The following is an 18,787-nucleotide window of genomic DNA, read 5'->3' on the forward strand; positions in this document are numbered from 1 at the left end:
AATTTGCAAAGTTGAGCGCGTGGAAATAAAGACCTTCCAATTATTTTATTGGCTCCAGTTATTCCAAAATCATTTCCATGGGGACCCAGATGAATTTTGGTCGGTAGTAATCGGTATTTACTTCATGGATTTTTTTGACGTCAAAGCTGTTGACGCAGTAGGAAATCAATAATTTATTATCCGTTATGTATTGAGGGTGGGCCATAGCATTATACGTAAAAATCTGATCTTTAACATTCTCCTGTTCAGTGGTATGGTACAATAATTTTTCATTACGCCAAGGTCCCCAAGGGGCGTCGGCAACGTATGAGTATATATTTCCGTTTCCCAGTTCCCTTGCTTGTAGAATCAAAACATATATATCTCCTTGCTTAAAGACGGAAAATTGTTCTGGTACTGGTTTATGGATTCCAATCAAAGGTTTACTTGTCAAGGGGTCTGAGACCCAGGTCTTGCCATCAAAAAATTTAACCCTGTTTATTTCATTTTTTTCTAGGTCAAAAGTTGCTCTTGCAACATGCAGGGCAGTAGAATCCTTATCACTCCAAGACCCGTATATATAGATTTCATTCCCTTCAGTCAATATGGAATGTCCATAATGCACATTATTTTGGTTTGAATAGGGAAAGTTTTCTTGGCTGTTAACCTCTAAAGTGTTTTTATCCAAACGAATATAATCGGTTCCTGAAAATTTAAAGCCCCAATCATAATCCCCATGTAGAAACCGGGACATAAAAATATGGATTATTCCATTTTTTTGAAAACCATGTCCTGGCCAATAGTATTCCTTTGGATTTCCATTGGTTGGCTTTAATAGTGCATCCGGCACTATTGATGCATCATTATACAATGCCTTGTGGGTGTCTTTTTTTTTGTTGATTAAAATAAAGGTATTGTTGATCATAGGACTATTAACATCCCTTTTCTTGTTTCGGACAGGGGTTAAAAAAGAATCTCCCATCATGAATATAGATTTGTTATCATCCAAGGGAAAAGAAATTACACCATCAGCACCAGTAATTCCTAAACTATCTACTGTGACCAGATTATTGAAAGAATCAGCTTTGGTCACAAGTCGTGCGTCAGTTTTGTCTTGGTGCTTAGGATTGATATTGTGGCTACTGCGACAGTTGGTATTTAAAATAACCAAAATCACAATAGAAATTTGTTGAAAGAATTTCTTAGTTAAATATATTTTTATTGGAATTGCCACTTTTGTGATTTTTTTTAAAGGTATTAATAAAAATCAATTTGTTCATATGTATGAACATGATAAATATATTATTATTATATTTGACATTGGTGACGTTAATTATGAAAAATTTACGCCTTTTATCCAAAATATGTTGTTATTTTAGTATAAATAATATCATATATGTAAATTGAGCGGCAGTATCCTCTCATAGGAGAATGGATAATTTTACAGTTCTTCCCTCCTAGAACTTAAACAATTGAAAATGTAGTTCCCTAATGAAACAAAAAGTTGGTATAGTAGTTATTTTATTGGGCTTGGTTGCTTTATTGTTTGCATTTAAATCGGGATTTTTTAAAACTTCCCAGGATGGGTACATCAATCAAAAGCTGCCAGAAGTCGTGGACTATAATTTCCATATAAAGCCTATTCTTTCGGATAATTGCTATACCTGTCATGGCCCTGATGCCAATAAGCGAAAAGCGGGCCTACGTCTGGACCTGGAGGAGGCCGCATTGTCACAATTGCCGGAGAATCCCGGTAAGTTTGCCATTGTAGCCGGAAAGCCTGGTCATAGTCTTTTGTACCAGCATGTGGTTTCCGATGACCCAAAGCAGTTGATGCCTCCGCCGGATTCCCAATTGGCACTGAATTCCTATGAAAAGAAACTTTTAAAAAAATGGATAGAACAAGGCGCCAAGTTTGAAAAACATTGGGCCTTTATCCCGCCCAAGAAAGCGGACCTGCCAAAAACGGAACTGGCGGATTGGGTCCAAAATGAAATCGATGCCTTTATTTTGGAAAAGATGGAGGAGAACGATCTGGTTCCGTCCCAAAAAGCGGAAGAACACACACTGATCAGACGAATGAGTTTGGACCTTACTGGGCTGCCGCCAAATGCCAAACAGGTCCAGCACTATCTTTCCAATTCCAAGGTGGATGTTTTGGAACAGGCCATAGATGAGTTTTTAGCCTCCCCCGCATATGGGGAGCGAATGACCCAAGTCTGGTTGGATGTGGCGAGATATGCGGATTCACATGGCTATCAAGATGACAGCTATAGGAGTATGTGGCCCTGGCGCGATTGGGTGATCCATGCTTTTAACAACAACCTGCCCTATGATGAGTTCTTGACCATGCAAATGGCTGGCGATCTGATGCCCAATGCGAATAAGGAGCAAATTTTGGCTACCGGATTCAATAGGAACCACCCTATAACCCAAGAGGGCGGTGTAATCCAGGATGAATACCAATCCTATTATGTGGTGGATCGTACCAATACCTTAGGGAAGGGCATTTTGGGCCTTACCCTGGAATGCGCCAAATGTCACGACCATAAATACGATCAGTTATCCCAACAAAATTATTTTGAAATCTATTCCTTCTTCAACAATGTTAATGAAAAAGGCCTGCGTATGGATGCGGTACAAGCTGCCAATCAGAAATATTTTGCAGACGCACCATTCATGACCATTACCGATAAAGAGTCCAAAGGGGTTCTATCCTTTATCAATAAGGCTGAAGGAGAAGCGGTCAAGGTGATGGTCATGAACGACTCCACACCTAGAAAGACATATATTTTCAATCGTGGCGAATATGACAGTCCAGGAGAGGAAGTGACCCCCAGTGCTCCTGAAATAATATTTCCCTTTTCCGACAAACTTCCAAAAAACAGATTGGGATTGGCCCAATGGATGACCGATGAGAACAATCCATTGACCTCAAGGGTCTTTGTGAACAGGGTCTGGGGGATGTTGTTCGGGAACGGACTTGTAGTTACTGCAGAGGATTTTGGGGTACAGGGAAGTCTGCCCACCCATCCACAATTGTTGGATTGGTTGGCGAGAGATTTTATGGATAATAATTGGGACATTAAATATTTATTAAAAAAAATAATGCTTTCCGCCACTTACCAACAAAGTTCCATTGCCACTGAAGAGTCCAAAAAGGCGGACCCTGACAACAAGTGGCTTTCAAGATCCCCAAGATTTAGGATGAGCGGGGAGATCATTCGCGATTATGTTTTGGCTACAAGCGGGCTGTTGAACAAAGAAATTGGTGGACCCAGTGTAAAACCTTATCAGCCCCCTGGCCTTTGGGAAGAGACCAATGCTGGTGGAAATAGAGGAGTCCTTACTACCTATGTTGCCGATGAAGGCGACAAATTGTACAGACGATCCTTGTATACTTTATGGAAAAGGACATTGCCACCGCCAAGTATGTCCATTTTTGATGCGCCAAATAGGGACATTTGCGAAGTAAGGAGACAGAAGACCAATACTCCCTTACAGGCACTGGCACTTCAGAACGACGTCCAGATGTTGGAGTCGGCTAGAGTATTGGCGGAAAATACCATTACTGATACTAAAGATGCCAAGCAATGGGTCACCACTGTTTTTCAGCGCATATTGGTTCGTAATCCCAAAGAGGAAGAAAAAAAGGTTTTGGAGGAATATTATACCGATGCCTTGGATAATTTCTTGAAGAACAAGGAAAATGCTGAAAAATTGATTGCCCAAGGCGAATATAAGAGATTGGATACCGATCCGGCAAAAACAGCCGCACTTATGTTAACAGCACAGGTGATATATAATCTAGATGAAACAATTACCAAAGAATAACGATTATGGAAGAAGACAAATCAAAATCTGAAAATCCACTTAAAGTAAACCGTAGGCACTTCTTTTCTCAATTGAGTGTTGGGATCGGTTCTTTGGCTTTAGGGTCATTGTTGATTCCAGATCTGTTTAAAGGAGGTAAGGGGCCATTGGCCAGTCAGCCACTTGGTATTCCCCATTTTGCACCAAAGGCCAAACGGGTAATCTATTTGTTTCAATCAGGGGCCCCGTCACAATTGGAGTCGTTCGATTATAAACCTACCTTAACCAAACGGATGGGGGAGGATTTACCGGAATCCATACGAAATGGCCAACGACTTACTGGTATGACCTCTGGTCAGGATAAATTTCCATTGATGCCTTCAGCTGCCAAATTTGCCCAACATGGTAAAAGTGGTGCTTGGGTAAGCGAATTTTTTCCTCATATTGCCAAAATTGCGGACGAGATATGTATTGTAAGGAGTATGCACACCGAGGCTATCAATCACGATCCGGCCATCACCTTTTTTCAGACGGGTAGTCAACAATCCGGAAGGCCCAGTATGGGTTCCTGGATGAGTTATGGTTTGGGCAGTGAAAATCAAAATTTACCTTCCTTTGTGGTGCTTACCTCTAGGGGAAAAGGTAATAGTCAAGGCCTATATTCCAAGTTATGGTCCAGTGGCTTTCTGGATTCCAAGCATCAAGGGGTACTGTTGCGCTCTGGAAAAGATCCAGTTTTATATTTAAACGACCCGGACGGACTATCGCGTTCAGATAAGCGTCATTTATTAGATCATGTATCCTCACTTAATAAAATACATCATGTTGAAACTGGGGACGATGAGATAGAATCAAGGATTGCCCAGTATGAAATGGCCTATAGAATGCAAATGTCCGTACCGGATGTTATGGATATTAAGAAAGAACCAGAATCCATTATAAAATTATATGGAGAAGATTCCCAAGTTCCTGGGACCTATGCCGCCAATTGTCTTCAGGCCCGTAGGCTTGCAGAGAGTGGAGTGCGTTTTATTCAATTGTACCATCAGGGTTGGGATCAGCATGGCAATCTGCCCAATGAAATGGCAGGACAGGCCAAGGATGTAGATCAGGCTTCGGCCGCACTTATCCTGGATCTAAAGCAACGTGGAATGTTGGAGGATACCTTGGTTATTTGGGGTGGAGAGTTTGGAAGGACCAACTATTGCCAAGGAAATTTTGATCCTAAAAATTACGGTAGGGACCATCACCCTAGAGCCTTTAGTATATGGATGGCCGGTGGTGGTATAAAACCTGGCATTACCTATGGTGAAACCGATGAATTTGGATATAATATTGTAAAGAATCCGGTTCATATCAACGATTTTCACGCTACTATAATGAATAATTTGGGACTGGATCACGAACAATTAATTTATAAATACCAAGGCCGTCGCTTTAGGCTTACAGATGTTGCCGGTAATGTTGTAAATGATATCTTAACATAGTATATGGCTCAAAAAAATAGTTCTCCATGGGTCGATTATGTTATTTTCGGTCTTACTGTATTTCTTGTATTCTGTTTAATTTTCGAATCTTTTATTGATCTTCCCAGTCTTGTGGCATGGTTGGGGCGCTGGCATCCCCTAATTCTACATTTTCCCATAGTGCTTTTGTTAATGGCTGCTGCAATTGGCCTATTCAATAGAATAGTGCCCAAACTATTGCTAACGATTGCCACATTGTCCGCCTTGGTTACGGCCATTACAGGATTCTTTTTGGGAACAGAAACGGTACCTAAGGGAGACCTTATTTTATGGCATCAATGGATGGGGGCGGGCGTTGCATTTTTGGCGGTTTTGTGGTATTGGTTGAGTACTAATCATTTACAACAAACTTATTTGGTCAAAGGTATTCAGGTGATATTGATTCTCTTGGTTGGTTTCACTGGCCATTTTGGAGGAATGATTACCCATGGCGAGGACTTTCTCGCCATGCCGCGAAGTAAGAAATTGGAAAAAATTCCCGAAAATCCATTGATATATGAACATATAGTTCACAGGGTGTTGGACAATAGTTGTATAGGTTGCCATAATCCCAACAAGTCAAAAGGAGAGCTTTTAATGACAAGTATTGGAGAACTAATTAAAGGGGGTGAAAGTGGTCCCGCTTTGGTTGTTGGCGACCCAGTTAATAGTGAATTAATTAGGCGCTTGCATTTGCCCATGGAGGATGAGGAACATATGCCCCCTGATGGCAAGAAACCATTATCCGACAACGAAATACAGATCTTGGAACGCTGGATAGCCTTGGGCGCCTCGGACACCTTAAAGTTAAGTGATTTGGACAACAGTGAACCTCTAGCGGGGATGGTCAAAAAAATGATGGAGGAAGGAACATCGAATTCATGGGCAAAACTTCCAAAAGTAGCGGATAGTACCTTGCAGAATTTGGCGTCGGATTACGTTACTATACAAAGGATTAGCAGTAATTCACAAGCATTGAGTATATCCGTGTTTTTGCCGCCGGATTACGATCCGAAAAATATAACGGACTTAAAACGGATTTCTAATAATATCATTGAATTAGATCTGAGCGGAATCCCCATTGGAGAAAAGGAAATGGAATTTGTGGCAATGTGCAAAAATTTGGAATGGTTGGAAGTGGACCGTACTCCTCTCACCGATACGGAGTTTGATAAATTAAAGGGTCTTGCCCAGCTAAGAGTTCTAAAGGCTTATGAAACTGGTATTACCGATAAAAGTGTCGCCGTTCTAAAGGATTTTAAAGGGCTAAAAAGTCTTTACTTATGGGAGACACAAATTTCTGAAGTGGGATTCACCGAGCTAAAGGAAGCATTGCCCAATCTAATATTAGACCACGGAATTGATCCAGAGCTCAAAAGGGAATTTATCGAGAAAGACACTATTGTGGATAGTATACAGTAATTTCGTAAGTAGATTAATAATTACTTAGGATGTATATTACTTTTCGTATTCCAATTGTCATTTTACTATTTGTCTTTCATTCCATATCGATCGCCCAAACCAGGTATGAGTATGCCCATCAACAAATGGGTACCCAAATTGGGTTGGTATTCTATCAAAATGAAAGCGATGCGGGAAGGGCAGATTCAATAGCTGAATTGGTATTCAAGAGAATAGATGAACTGAATGGCACTTTAAGCAATTATCTGCCAGAAAGTGAAATTAACAGGCTTAGCAGTAGTCCAAATATAAACGTCACGGTTAGCGATGACCTGTTTCGACTAATGCAGATTTCTGTCGTCTATGCCGCAAGGACCAATGGAGCCTTCGATATTACTCTTGGACCATTAATTGAACTTTGGAGAAAAGCCAGGCAAAACAAGGAAGTACCTTTAATTGGAGAAATGCAGCTTGCCATAAAAAGTATAGGTTATGGCAATTTGGAATTCCCCGCTGGGAATATCATAAAACTTAGTAAGGAAGGCATGCGATTGGATGTTGGCGGGATAGGCAAGGGGTTTGCCGCAGATGAGGCGATCAATTTATTAAAAAGGCATGGTATAACAGCTGCCTTGGTGGATATGGGTGGCGATATCACGGTTAGCGATGCCCCGCCCAATAAGAAGTTTTGGGTTTTAGGCTTTAGTTATATCGATAAAAATGGGGGTGAAGTCTTCCAAAAAATAAAGTTGAAAAATCAGGCAGTGGCCACTTCGGGAGATTTATATCAGTATGCCATGATTGATGGAAAACGATATTCCCACATTATAGACCCTTACAGTGGTAAGGCGCTGAACAATAATATTCAGGTAACGACAATTGCTCCCAATGGAACTATGGCCGATGCCTATGCCTCTGCTTTAAGTGTCCTAGGTGTTGTGAATGGTAAGCAATTTATTCAAGAAACCCCTAATTTAGAGGTCTTCATGGTCGAGGATGTCCCTGGGGCATACCAGCAGTGGAATAGTTCTGGATTTTTGAATTATATAATGGAGGATTGAAATAAGATTGTAAATAATTAAAGGTTCCTTTCACTAGAAGTGGAACGGAAGGGGTGATTATGGTGGGTATTTGGTGTTCTGAGCTGGATCCCTTCCGACTTTTGTCCCTGAGAAAGGTCCAAAAGCCACCTTCCCTTGCCAAGGGAAGGAGCATGTTGAATGGTATATTGAGGAAATTAGGGATATCTTTAAGAATAGTGAAGTGGAACGAAAGGGGTGATTTGTTAAATTCGATTGGTGTTCTGGGCTGGATCCCTTCCTACTTTTGTCCCCGAAAAGGATCCAAAAGTCATATTCCCTTACCGAGGGAATGAGCAAATATTTTAGTTGTTATAATGTGGTCCAACACTAGTTATACATGAAGTTAGAAGTTATATGAATACAATTGAAAAAATAAAACAACTGGCAAAAACATATTCTTCAGAATTCATTGGAATCCGAAGGTTTCTTCACCAGCACCCGGAACTGTCGTTTAAAGAGTATGAGACTTGCTCTTATGTACGGCAGCAGCTTATGGCAATTGGTATTCACAAAATAGAATCTGTGGCAAAAACTGGGTTATTGGCCACTATTAATGGTACCGATAAAGGAAAAACCATCCTTCTTAGGGCGGATATGGATGCTCTGCCCATTAATGAAGAAAATACTGTGGAATACGCTTCCCAAAATAAAGGGGTTATGCATGCCTGCGGGCATGATGTGCATATGACTTCTTTGTTGTTGACCGCTAAAATTCTATTTGAGCTTAGGAATGAATTTTCTGGAACTATAAAATTATTATTTCAACCAGGTGAGGAACTAATGCCGGGAGGGGCAACCTTGGTCATGAAAGAGGTCGCTTATAAGACATTGGGTTCCATTCCCCATTTGGGACAGCATGTAATGCCAAACCTTCCCGTTGGCAAGGTGGGTTTTAGACCTGGACTATTTATGGCCAGTATGGATGAGATTTATATTACAGTGATAGGGAAGGGAGGGCATGCCGCAGTGCCGGAAGAATGTATAGATCCCATTCTAATTGCTTCCCATATTATTGTAGCTGCCCAACAAGTGGTCAGTAGAATGGCATCGCCAAAAACTCCCAGTGTATTGTCTTTTGGGCGTATTATTGGCGATGGAGCCAATAACGTTATTCCGGACAAGGTAACTATTGAAGGTACTTTTAGGACTTATGATGAAGTTTGGAGAACGGAAGCCATAGAAAAACTCACCAAGATGGTAAAATCCATTGCAGAGGGGATGGGTGCGGAATGCTTAGTGGATATTCCAAGGGGATATCCCCACCTTAAAAATGACCTAACCCTGACCAACTCCATGAAACAGGGTGCTATATCTTTCCTTGGGGAGGATAATGTGGAAGACCTGGATTTATGGATGGCCGCCGAAGATTTTGCCTACTACACCCAAAAAAATCAGGCCTGCTTTTATTTATTGGGCGTAGGGAATACAGAAATCGGCATTACTTCCGGATTACATACCCCAACCTTTAATATAGATGAAACGGCTCTGGAAACAGGAGGTGGATTAATGGCATGGCTGGCTATGGAGTCTCTGGCATAGACCGTTATTGTTCATGTAGATTACGGACAGGTTATTCTACGGTTAGGCCCTCAGTCAGGACCGATTGAACTTCCTTTTGGTCCAACTCCTCGTCCAAACGATGTTAATGTTGTGCATTAAATCCAATTTTACTTTAAACATGTTTATGGGCAATAAAAAGGATATGTACTTATTATCCAATTAAGTGGTACGGATATGAAAAAATTGTTTTAAAACAACAAGGTAAAGGTGGTGTACTTGTCAGGAATTGAATTCACCTTTAAATTGCCGCCGTGCATCCGTAATATCTGTTTGGATAGACTTAACCCGACCCCCGTTCCGGAATTTTTAGTGGTGAAAAATGGGACAAAGATTTCGTTTATCAATTCTGCAGGTATACCAGGGCCATTGTCCTTTACCTCAATATATTTATGCCCTGATTTATTGATTCCGGCCATCAATTTTATGGAACTGTTTTTTTGCTGTTCCAGGGATTGGAGTGCATTTCTACACAAATTGATCAAGACCTGGGTTATTTGTTTTTCATCAATAAAAAGTTCCAAGTCCTGGGTGTGCATTCGCATTTCAATGGACGTATTTGAAAATTCTTTGTCTTGCCCTACCAATAATATTACTTTCTCCAATAAATTATGTACACGAACAATTTTTTTATCCGGCATAGGAACATTTAAAAAACTGCGGTATGATTGCACGAAACTCATTAAATTAGTTCCTTGATCTTTTATCACTTCCAGGCCCTTTATGGTGTTTTCCAAACGTTTTTGATATACAGTTTCATCCACAAGGTTTTTGTCTGCCATCGTGTTATATTTTAAAATGGAATCGGAAATGGAAGTTATTGGAGTGATGGAATTCATTATTTCATGGGTCAGAACCCTAATTAGCCTGGTCCAGGATTCGGTCTCTTTTTCGTCCAATTCCTGATGAATATCTTGGATGACCACCAATAACAATTCTTGTCCATCCATATTAAAGGAAGAGGACTTTATGGCCAAATCTATTTTCTCCCGTTCATTGGTCAATTGGAGCATTCGACGTTCAAATGGCTTTAATTCACTAAATATTTGATACAAATCCTCATCTACTTGCGTTAGTTGCTTAATGTGGTTAAGGGGTGTGTAATTCAGCATTTGTTCAATTCTGGGATTGGCAAAAAGAATATGTCCTTTACTATTGATAGCTAAAATACCTATATCCGCCTGTTTTAATATTTCTTGGTAGAACCGTTCTTGGGTCTGATTTTTTAAATGAATTTTTTGAATCATTTCATTGAGCATGTTAAGACTGTGATTTAGTTCTTCTAGAGACTTAACACTCAATTTTTCTGGAAATCTAAGGGTGAAATCCTCATTTTTTATGGCATCAAAGAAATAGGCAATTTTTCTATTGGTTTCGTTAACATATCTGATTAAATGGTAGGTTTGAAATACAAGGATGGCCAGTGATAGGGCCGCAAGGACATACTTTTCCCTGTACAGGAGAAAGGCAATTAAAACTGCTGTAATGCTTATGAGCAGCACTCTGCCAATAGTCTGGAAATAGAAGTTTTTACTCACCATTTTTTTCCTGCTTTTTAATTTTATTGTACAGTGTTTGCCGAGAAATTCCCAATTGGGCAGCGGCGGCACTATAATTGCCATCATTGTTGTGCAGAGCGTTCAATATCATTATTTCCTCCATTTCCTCCAAAGTTTTTGGTAAGACCTCTGTTGTTGTCGAAGATTTGATATTCAATATAAAATCGGTAGGTTTTAGAATATTTCCTTCGCACAGGATCACTGCCCTTTCTAAGGTATGTTGTAGTTCCCGTACATTTCCCGGCCATGAATATTGTTTCAGCTTTTCTATGGCTACATCGTTTATTCGAATCCCATGTTTTGCATATTTGGCACTATATTTCTTTAAATAAAAGTCAGCCAAGGTCAATATATCATCACCTCTGTCCCGAAGTGCGGGAACCTCTATATGGATGGTGTTAATGCGATACAGTAGATCTTCCCTAAACAGCCCATCCATTACCATTTGCTTTAAATTGCCATTGGTGGCGCAGACCAACCGTATATCTACGGGAATGGATTTGTTGGAACCTACACGTACAATTACCTTATTTTGAATGGCCGAAAGCAATTTGGCCTGCATTTGTAGGGAAAGATTTCCAATTTCATCCAGAAACAGGGTGCCTCCATTAGCTGCTTCAAATTTGCCAATTCTATCTTCCTTAGCGTCCGTAAAGGAACCTTTTAAGTGGCCAAATAGCTCGCTCTCAAATAGATTTTCTGAAATGGAACCCATATCTACCGCAATAAAAACTTCATTCTGTCTAGGGGATAATTTGTGGAGTTGTCGGGCAATAAGTTCTTTGCCAGTGCCATTTTCACCTGTGATCAGAACATTTACATCCGTTTTGGCTACTTTTTGGGTTAGATTTAATACGGAAGTCAAGGCCTTTGAATTTCCTATTATATAATTTTTGTCTTGGTTAATGACCTGTTTTAAGTTGCTTTCCTTTTGTTTTAAATGATTTATTTCTTTTTGGGATTTACGAAGCAAATAGGCAGCTTTCACAGTGGCCAAGAATTTATCGTTGTTCCAAGGTTTTAGGATAAAATCTGATGCGCCTTCTTTCAGGGCCTTGACCGCTAATTCTACGTCTCCGTAGGCGGTCATCATAATAACAGCGGTCAGTGGTGTTTTTTTCTTGATTTCCTTTAACCAAAAGAGACCTTCATTTCCGGAATTCACTCCGGCGGAAAAATTCATATCCAACAGAACAACATCAATTTTGTTTAAATCCGGAAAGGACGATATTTGATTGGGATTGGAAATTGTACTTATGTTCTTGTATTCAAACTGTAATAATATTTCCAGTGCACTCAAGACACTTTTGTTATCATCTATTACTAAAATCTGCGCATCTACCATGATTATATCAAAATTGGTCATGTTAAAACTACAAAACCTGTTCTTTAAAATGTAAATAGTGTCCAACTATTGGACATTTATTGTACAACTATTTTACATCAATATTTATTTAGTTTTAATATTAAGATGTAAATACGTGTAAATCAATTAATTGAGTATATGGCACGAACTTGGAATATGGTTGTAGGTCGACAGTTAATTCAATTATCAATATGAAGCCCTTTTTAATCGCATTTGCATTATGAATTTTAAGAAAGGAAAATTATTTTTTATCCTATTTTTCATCACCTTGAATGGTTTTGGTCAAGAGAACTGGACTTTGGACAATTGCATTTCCTATGCCTTAGATCATAATCTTACACTGAAGGATTATCAATATTTGGAAAATTCCGGCAAGGAAAGTTATAATCAGTCCCTAAGGGACCTTCTTCCTAGAGTGAACGGATTCGCCGATTATAATATTCGGTATGGCCGATCTACCGATCCCAATACCAATGATATAATAAATACCGATTTCTTTTCCAATGGCTATTCCATGAGTGCTTCCATTGATCTTTTTGAAGGATTCCAAAAGATCAACACTATCAAGGCAAGAAAACTATTGTTTAAAGCAAGCAAGGAAGCAGCACAACAACAAAGGTTCTTACTGGCTCTTAGGGTAATGACAGCTTACCATGACATTCAGTTTTATGAAGGTATATTGGCCATTTCAAAAGAGCAACTTTCCATTTCCGAGGCCAATTTTAAGCTTGCCAAAAAGCAAATTGAACTGGGGCTGAAGGCCGGGGCTGATTTGTATGAGGCGGAATCCATTCTGTACACGGATCAGTTGGATGTTACCCAAAGTGAAAACCAATTGCAGGCGGCCAAGCTAACCTTGATTCAGGAAATGAATTTGGATAATGCCCAAACCATCCAGTTAAACCCTGTTGTACCCAAAACGATTTCTGAAAACGAAATTGAAACGGATAGTATCTACGGAAAAGCAAAGGAATTTGTACCCCTTTTAAAGGCACAACATCTTAGAACGGAGGCGGCAAAAAAGGAACTGGGAATTGTTAGAGGAAGGCTTTACCCTTCACTTTCCTTTGCCACTGGCTATGGTACCGGATATTACGAAACTACTAGGGATACTTTGGGCGTCACCATTCCATTTAAAACTCAAATTGAGGACAATGCCTCCAGATTTATAGGTTTTTCCCTTAATGTTCCCATTTTTAATGCCTGGTCCACGCGGTCTGCCATAAAGCAGCAGAAAATAGCCTTGGGAAGGGAACAAAATAATCTAAAAATACAGGAACAGGAAATATATAAGGCCATACAACAATTGGTACAGGAAAATAAGGCCTTAAATGTTGAAATTATACAAAGTGAAAAACAAATTATGGCCCAGGAACAGGCTTTTGGAGTGGCACAAAAAAAATATGAAAAGGGATTGTTTACCATTATGGAGCTGAATCTTGCAAAATCGATGTACGCCACTTCCCAAAATAAAAATTTACAGGTAAAACTGCAACTTCAAATTAACCAAAATACACTGTCTTTTTACCAAGGCTTACCTATTTTTAACATTAACAGCACCAATTAAAATGGATATACAATTAGAAAAGAAGAAAGGATTGAGACCAAAACACTATGGGTACATCGCCCTTGGCGTTTTGTTGCTCTTTGTGGGATGGAAAATGTTAACGGCAAGTGTGGGCAACACTTTTAGAACCGAAAAGGACAAACTGTCCATTGCTGAGGTTGTTCAGGGGAAATTTGACGATTATATAACCATCAATGGTACCGTGGCGCCGATTGCTACCATTTATATGGATGCTTATGAAGGCGGGCGTGTAACCGAAAAACTAATTGAGGAAGGAGCTATGGTACAAAAGGGCGATATCATTCTTAAGTTGGATAACATTGGCCTTTATGAGCAAATATTGAATAGTGAAAGCAATTTGGCCTTAAAGCAGAACGACCTTAGGTCTACCAAATTAACCTTCGATTCCAGACAGGTAGAAGGCAGAAAATCCTTGGCTACTGCTAGGACGGAATTGCAACGTTTGAAAAGAAATTTTGAGCAGAACCAAGCGCTTTATGACGATGAATTAATTTCTAAGGAAGTGTATTTGACCTCAAAAGAGAACTATGAACTTTCAGAAAAACAATATGATATTGTAAAAGTACAAACAGACAATGATGACGAACTGAGAAAAACTTCCTTGCCTGTCTTGGAGGCCGATTTAAACCGTATGCAAAAAACTTTGGGCATGGTCTATCAGCGCTTAGACCATTTGAACGTAAGGGCACCGGCAGATGGACAACTGGGGTTTTTGGATGCCGAAATAGGTCAGAATATTAGTCAAGGTCAACGAATTGGGCAAGTAAATGTGCTAACAGATTATAAGATCGAAGCGGATATAGATGAACATTATATAGATCGTGTAAAACGAGACTTAAATGCAAGTTTTGAGCGCAATGGAACGGAACATAGGCTAAGGTTGAGAAAGGTATATCCGGAAGTGCGAAATGGCAAGTTCAAGATAGATTTGGTTTTCACTGGTGAAAAGCCACAAAACATTCGGGCCGGGCAAAGTTATAATATAAAACTTCAGTTGGGGGAATCCAGTGATGCGCTCTTGCTGCCCAAGGGAAGTTTTTTCCAAAGTACCGGCGGACAATGGATTTTTGTGGTTAGCCCTGATGGTGACCAGGCATTGAAGCGAAATATAAAAATAGGAAAACAAAACTCCAGATTTTATGAAGTGTTGGAAGGATTGGAAAATGGTGAAAAAGTAATTACATCCAACTATGATAGTTTTGGAGATGCGGATAATATAGTGCTGAAATAGCTTCGGCTAGGCTCAGCTACCCAATTTGAAAAAAAGAACCCTGAGTGGAACGGAAGGGTGGTCTAGCAGAAAGAATAACATTAAAAAACTGTAACTAAAACGAAATACAGAAGTCTTTAATTATAACACTTAAAATCCAATCGAAGAATGATACAAATACAAAATCTTAACAAAAGCTTTAGGACCGAAGAGGTAGAAACTTTGGCACTGAACAATGTGAACCTTAAAGTTCAAGAAGGGGAATTCGTAGCCATAATGGGGCCATCTGGCTGTGGCAAATCCACTTTATTGAATATTATAGGTATGTTGGACAACCCTACTTCCGGGAGTTATCAATTCGCTGGCCACGAAGTTGGGCATTTAAAAGAAAATCAACGTACCCAACTGCGAAAAGGGAATCTAGGCTTCGTCTTCCAGAGTTTTAATTTGATTGATGAACTCACCGTCTTCGAAAATGTGGAATTGCCTTTGATCTACCTTAAAATGAATAAAAATGAGCGAAAGCAAAAGGTGATGGCCGTATTGGAACGGATGAAAATAGCACATCGTGAAAAGCACTTTCCACAACAACTCTCAGGAGGTCAGCAACAACGTGTTGCAATTTCAAGGGCCGTTGTCACAAATCCAAAGTTGATTTTGGCGGATGAGCCCACGGGAAATCTGGATTCCAAAAACGGAATCGAAGTGATGAACCTGTTGACAGAACTAAATCAGGAAGGTACCACTATAGTGATGGTAACCCACTCGGATCGGGATTCCCACTATGCACATCGCATTGTGAATCTCTTTGATGGTCAGATTGCCACCGAAAGCCATAATAGGGCTATGGGGGCATTGATGTAGAAGACCAAGTAGCGATAGGAAAGTGAAACCTGCAAGGTGTAGTCCGCTCTTTTTACGGACCTCCTAGTAGGCCTGGAAAAGATTTGGAAGGGAAACCTTGCAGGTTGGGATGGAAATAAAAGAAAGAGGTTTTGGAAACCTTGCAGGTTTATAAGAAAAAGGAGTTTATGCATCAATCTATGCTGAACTTGTTTCAGTATCAAAATCAATCGGAACTGAACCGGTTTCAGTGCCAAAAAACACTAATCATGTTTAAAAATCACATCAAAATTGCGTGGAGAAGTCTTAAAAGACAGCCCTTTTTCGCATTCCTAAATACGTTTGGCCTGGCCATTGGCATGGCCGGAGGACTGCTCATATCTTTATACATCTACGATGAAATGAATTTTGATACGATGTTCAAAGATGCCGATCGTATTTATAGAATAAATGCAGATATAAAATTTGGTGGAACGGAGAGTAAATCCGCACAAGTTTCAGCACCAATGGCTGCAGCAATGGAAAGCGATTTTTCACAGGTGGAACTAACTACTAGATTTAGGAATTTGGGCGGTATGCTCCTCAGAAAGAGTAATACGGAAGCCAACATAAAGGAAGAAGGTGCAACCTTTGTGGATGCTACTTTCTTTGAGATGTTCGGTCTTGACCTGTTGGTAGGGGATATGCAAACCGCCCTAAAAGAACCCAACACCTTGGTCCTGACCAGGACGGCAGCCCTGAAACATTTCGGTTTAAAAAAAGCTATAGGTCAAAGTTTGGTATTGAACAATACCGATACCTATACGGTAACCGGGGTAATAGAGGATATGCCAGAGCGATCATTTCTAAGAAATCACAACGTTTTTATGGCAATGGCAGGGAATGAAGACGCACAAAAGCAGGAATGGACCAGCCATAATTTCTTTACTTTTATTAAACTAATACCGGGTGCCGATATTGCCGATTTTCAGACACCCTTACAGTCCATGCTCGGCACATATATAATGCCGTATGTACAGACATTTCTGCCAGGTGCAACCGAAGAACAGTTGGAGGCCTCTGGTAATTATCTGTATTATGGCACTATAGCTTTGAAGGATATACATCTGTATTCTGCCAAAGACCATGAACTTAGCCCGAACAGCAGTATCCAAAATGTCTACATTCTTTCATTTATAGGTTTGTTCCTGATTTTATTGGCCAGCGTTAATTTTATGAACTTGTCAACGGCACAGTCCCTTAAACGGGCAAAAGAAGTGGGTATTCGTAAAACCTTGGGGTCGGATAAACCTGCCTTGATACGACAATTTTTGACCGAATCGGGTTTAATTTCCTTCATCTCCCTTTTGTTTTCCTTGGGCATAGCAGTAGTGGCCATCCCTTATTTTAATGCACTTTCCGGGAAGTCCATTTCCATACCATTTACCGAACCTGTTTTCTGGATGGCCTTATTTATTGGGGCTACGGTTTTAGCTCTCTTTTCTGGAATGTATCCTGCATTCTTTATGTCGCGTTTTGCGCCGGTGAAGGTGCTAAAGGGAGCAGGAGCAACTAGTACCGGAGGAGGAAATATTAGAAGTTTGCTTGTGGTATTCCAATTTGCTATTTCCGTGTTTTTAATAGTAAGTACTTTGGTCGTCTTTATGCAATTGAAGTTCATTCAAAGTAAAGATCTGGGTTTTACAAAAGATCAGGTTTTGATTGTTGACGATGTATATACATTGGGAGAAAAGGCCACGGCTTTTAAGGAGCAGGTAGAGCAACTTGGCCAAGTGCAAAGTGCAACATTGAGTAGTTTTTTACCAACACCATCCGTCCGAAGTAATACCTCTTTTTTTAAGGAAGGGGGGGCAACGGCGGAAAATTCCATCAATATGCAGATATGGAATGTTGACGATAATTATATCCCCACTTTGAATATGGAAATCCTGGAGGGCAGGAATTTTGATAGACAGTTTGGTACCGACTCTACGGCTATGCTCATCAACGAGTCGGCGGTCGCCATTTTGGGAGTGCAGGCCAAAGAGGCCTTGGGAATGCGAATTATTCGCAATTTTGAAAATGGGAGTTCCAATAATTTTACAATTATTGGTGTAATCAAAAATTTTAATTATGAATCGCTCAGGGAAAATATTGGTGCCGTGAGCATGACTTTGGGAAGGTCTACCGGTTCTTTGGCTGTAAAACTTGAGGCTGGGAATTTTTCAAACTCAATTTCAAGTATTGAAGGGATATGGAACAAAGTGGCACCGGGACAACCTTTCAGCTATCGATTTATGGAGGACTCCTTTAATACCACCTATGAAGCAGAGCAGCAGTTAGGACGTATTTTCGTGACCTTTACTATACTGTCCATTTTAATCGCATGCCTTGGATTGTTTGGCCTAGCGGCCTTCAATGCTCAAAAACGCACCAAGGAGATAGGCATCCGAAAAGTGTTGGGCGCCAGTATCGGCCAAATAACTTATCGCCTCACGACCGACTTTTTAAAAATGGTAGGGGTAGCCATTATTGTTTCGCTGCCCGTTGGCTGGTACTTAATGAACAAGTGGCTCGAGGACTTTACCTATAGAATAGAAATTAGTTGGTGGGTGTTTGCCTTTGCAGCGCTAATTGCACTCACCATAGCGGTACTAACTGTAAGCTACCAAAGTATTAAGGCGGCCATCGTAAATCCGGTAAAAAGTTTACGAACCTAGTGAGAAAGTGATCAGTAAACAGTGTTCAGTGATCAGTAAACAATAAGTAAAAAGTGAGCAGTTGGCAGTGAGCAGTAAACAGTTTCCAGTGAGCAGTATACAGTTGGCAGTGCACAATGAGCAATTAACAATGAATTGGGAGCAGTGAACAGCTAAGAATTGAAACGCATATCATCAATCAAATC

General features: G+C 40.2%; 12 protein-coding genes. 9 read left to right on the plus strand and 3 right to left on the minus strand.

What is annotated here, in order from left to right; genetic code table 11:
• Positions 1-58 precede the first annotated feature (58 nt).
• Positions 59-1,072 carry a DUF5005 domain-containing protein gene (locus tag CWD91_RS04525; protein ID WP_157943711.1) on the minus strand — a complete coding sequence of 338 codons (1,014 nt, stop codon included), beginning with the start codon at positions 1,070-1,072 and terminating at the stop codon, positions 59-61.
• A 398-nt stretch (positions 1,073-1,470) separates the two neighbouring features.
• On the opposite strand from CWD91_RS04525, the gene CWD91_RS04530 reads away from it, so the two are divergent.
• From CWD91_RS04530 to CWD91_RS04555, 5 genes are all read left to right on the plus strand, one after another.
• Complete coding sequence (locus CWD91_RS04530) at positions 1,471-3,813, plus strand: PSD1 and planctomycete cytochrome C domain-containing protein (RefSeq protein ID WP_103439721.1); 2,343 nt, start codon at positions 1,471-1,473, stop codon at positions 3,811-3,813.
• A gap of 5 nt (positions 3,814-3,818) precedes the next feature.
• Entirely contained in the window at positions 3,819-5,279 is a 1,461-nt protein-coding gene (locus CWD91_RS04535) for a DUF1501 domain-containing protein (protein ID WP_103439722.1), read from the plus strand.
• Positions 5,280-5,282: 3 nt separating this feature from the next.
• A complete protein-coding gene (locus CWD91_RS04540) occupies positions 5,283-6,719 on the plus strand; it encodes a c-type cytochrome domain-containing protein (RefSeq protein ID WP_103439723.1) in 1,437 nt (478 codons plus the stop codon).
• A gap of 29 nt (positions 6,720-6,748) precedes the next feature.
• The gene (locus CWD91_RS04545; RefSeq protein WP_103439724.1) at positions 6,749-7,759 is read left to right on the plus strand and encodes an FAD:protein FMN transferase; all 1,011 of its coding nucleotides are present in this window, start codon (positions 6,749-6,751) and stop codon (positions 7,757-7,759) included.
• A gap of 375 nt (positions 7,760-8,134) precedes the next feature.
• Positions 8,135-9,319 (plus strand): M20 metallopeptidase family protein, encoded by a 1,185-nt coding sequence (locus CWD91_RS04555; RefSeq protein ID WP_103439726.1) that lies wholly within the window; start codon positions 8,135-8,137, stop codon positions 9,317-9,319.
• A 209-nt stretch (positions 9,320-9,528) separates the two neighbouring features.
• On the opposite strand, the gene CWD91_RS04560 is transcribed toward CWD91_RS04555, so the two are convergent.
• The gene (locus CWD91_RS04560) at positions 9,529-10,878 is read right to left on the minus strand and encodes a sensor histidine kinase (RefSeq protein ID WP_103439727.1); all 1,350 of its coding nucleotides are present in this window, start codon (positions 10,876-10,878) and stop codon (positions 9,529-9,531) included.
• A complete protein-coding gene (locus tag CWD91_RS04565) occupies positions 10,868-12,262 on the minus strand; it encodes a sigma-54-dependent transcriptional regulator (protein WP_317045599.1) in 1,395 nt (464 codons plus the stop codon). Before CWD91_RS04565 ends, CWD91_RS04560 begins: the two co-directional genes overlap by 11 nt.
• 220 nt (positions 12,263-12,482) lie before the next feature.
• Between CWD91_RS04565 and CWD91_RS04570 the strand changes: the two genes are divergently transcribed.
• The 4 genes from CWD91_RS04570 to CWD91_RS04585 all read left to right on the plus strand — a co-directional run bounded on the left by CWD91_RS04570 (position 12,483) and on the right by CWD91_RS04585 (position 18,602).
• Positions 12,483-13,829: a TolC family protein gene (locus CWD91_RS04570; protein WP_103439728.1), complete on the plus strand. Its 1,347-nt coding sequence runs from the start codon at positions 12,483-12,485 to the stop codon at positions 13,827-13,829.
• Position 13,830: 1 nt separating this feature from the next.
• A complete protein-coding gene (locus CWD91_RS04575; protein WP_103439729.1) occupies positions 13,831-15,081 on the plus strand; it encodes an efflux RND transporter periplasmic adaptor subunit in 1,251 nt (416 codons plus the stop codon).
• 147 nt (positions 15,082-15,228) lie between these two features.
• Entirely contained in the window at positions 15,229-15,924 is a 696-nt protein-coding gene (locus CWD91_RS04580; protein WP_103439730.1) for an ABC transporter ATP-binding protein, read from the plus strand.
• 248 nt (positions 15,925-16,172) lie between these two features.
• Positions 16,173-18,602: an ABC transporter permease gene (locus CWD91_RS04585; protein ID WP_103439904.1), complete on the plus strand. Its 2,430-nt coding sequence runs from the start codon at positions 16,173-16,175 to the stop codon at positions 18,600-18,602.
• Positions 18,603-18,787 lie beyond the last annotated feature (185 nt).

The sequence above is a fragment of the Arenibacter hampyeongensis genome (genome assembly GCF_002909255.1).
Lineage (GTDB): Bacteria > Bacteroidota > Bacteroidia > Flavobacteriales > Flavobacteriaceae > Arenibacter > Arenibacter hampyeongensis.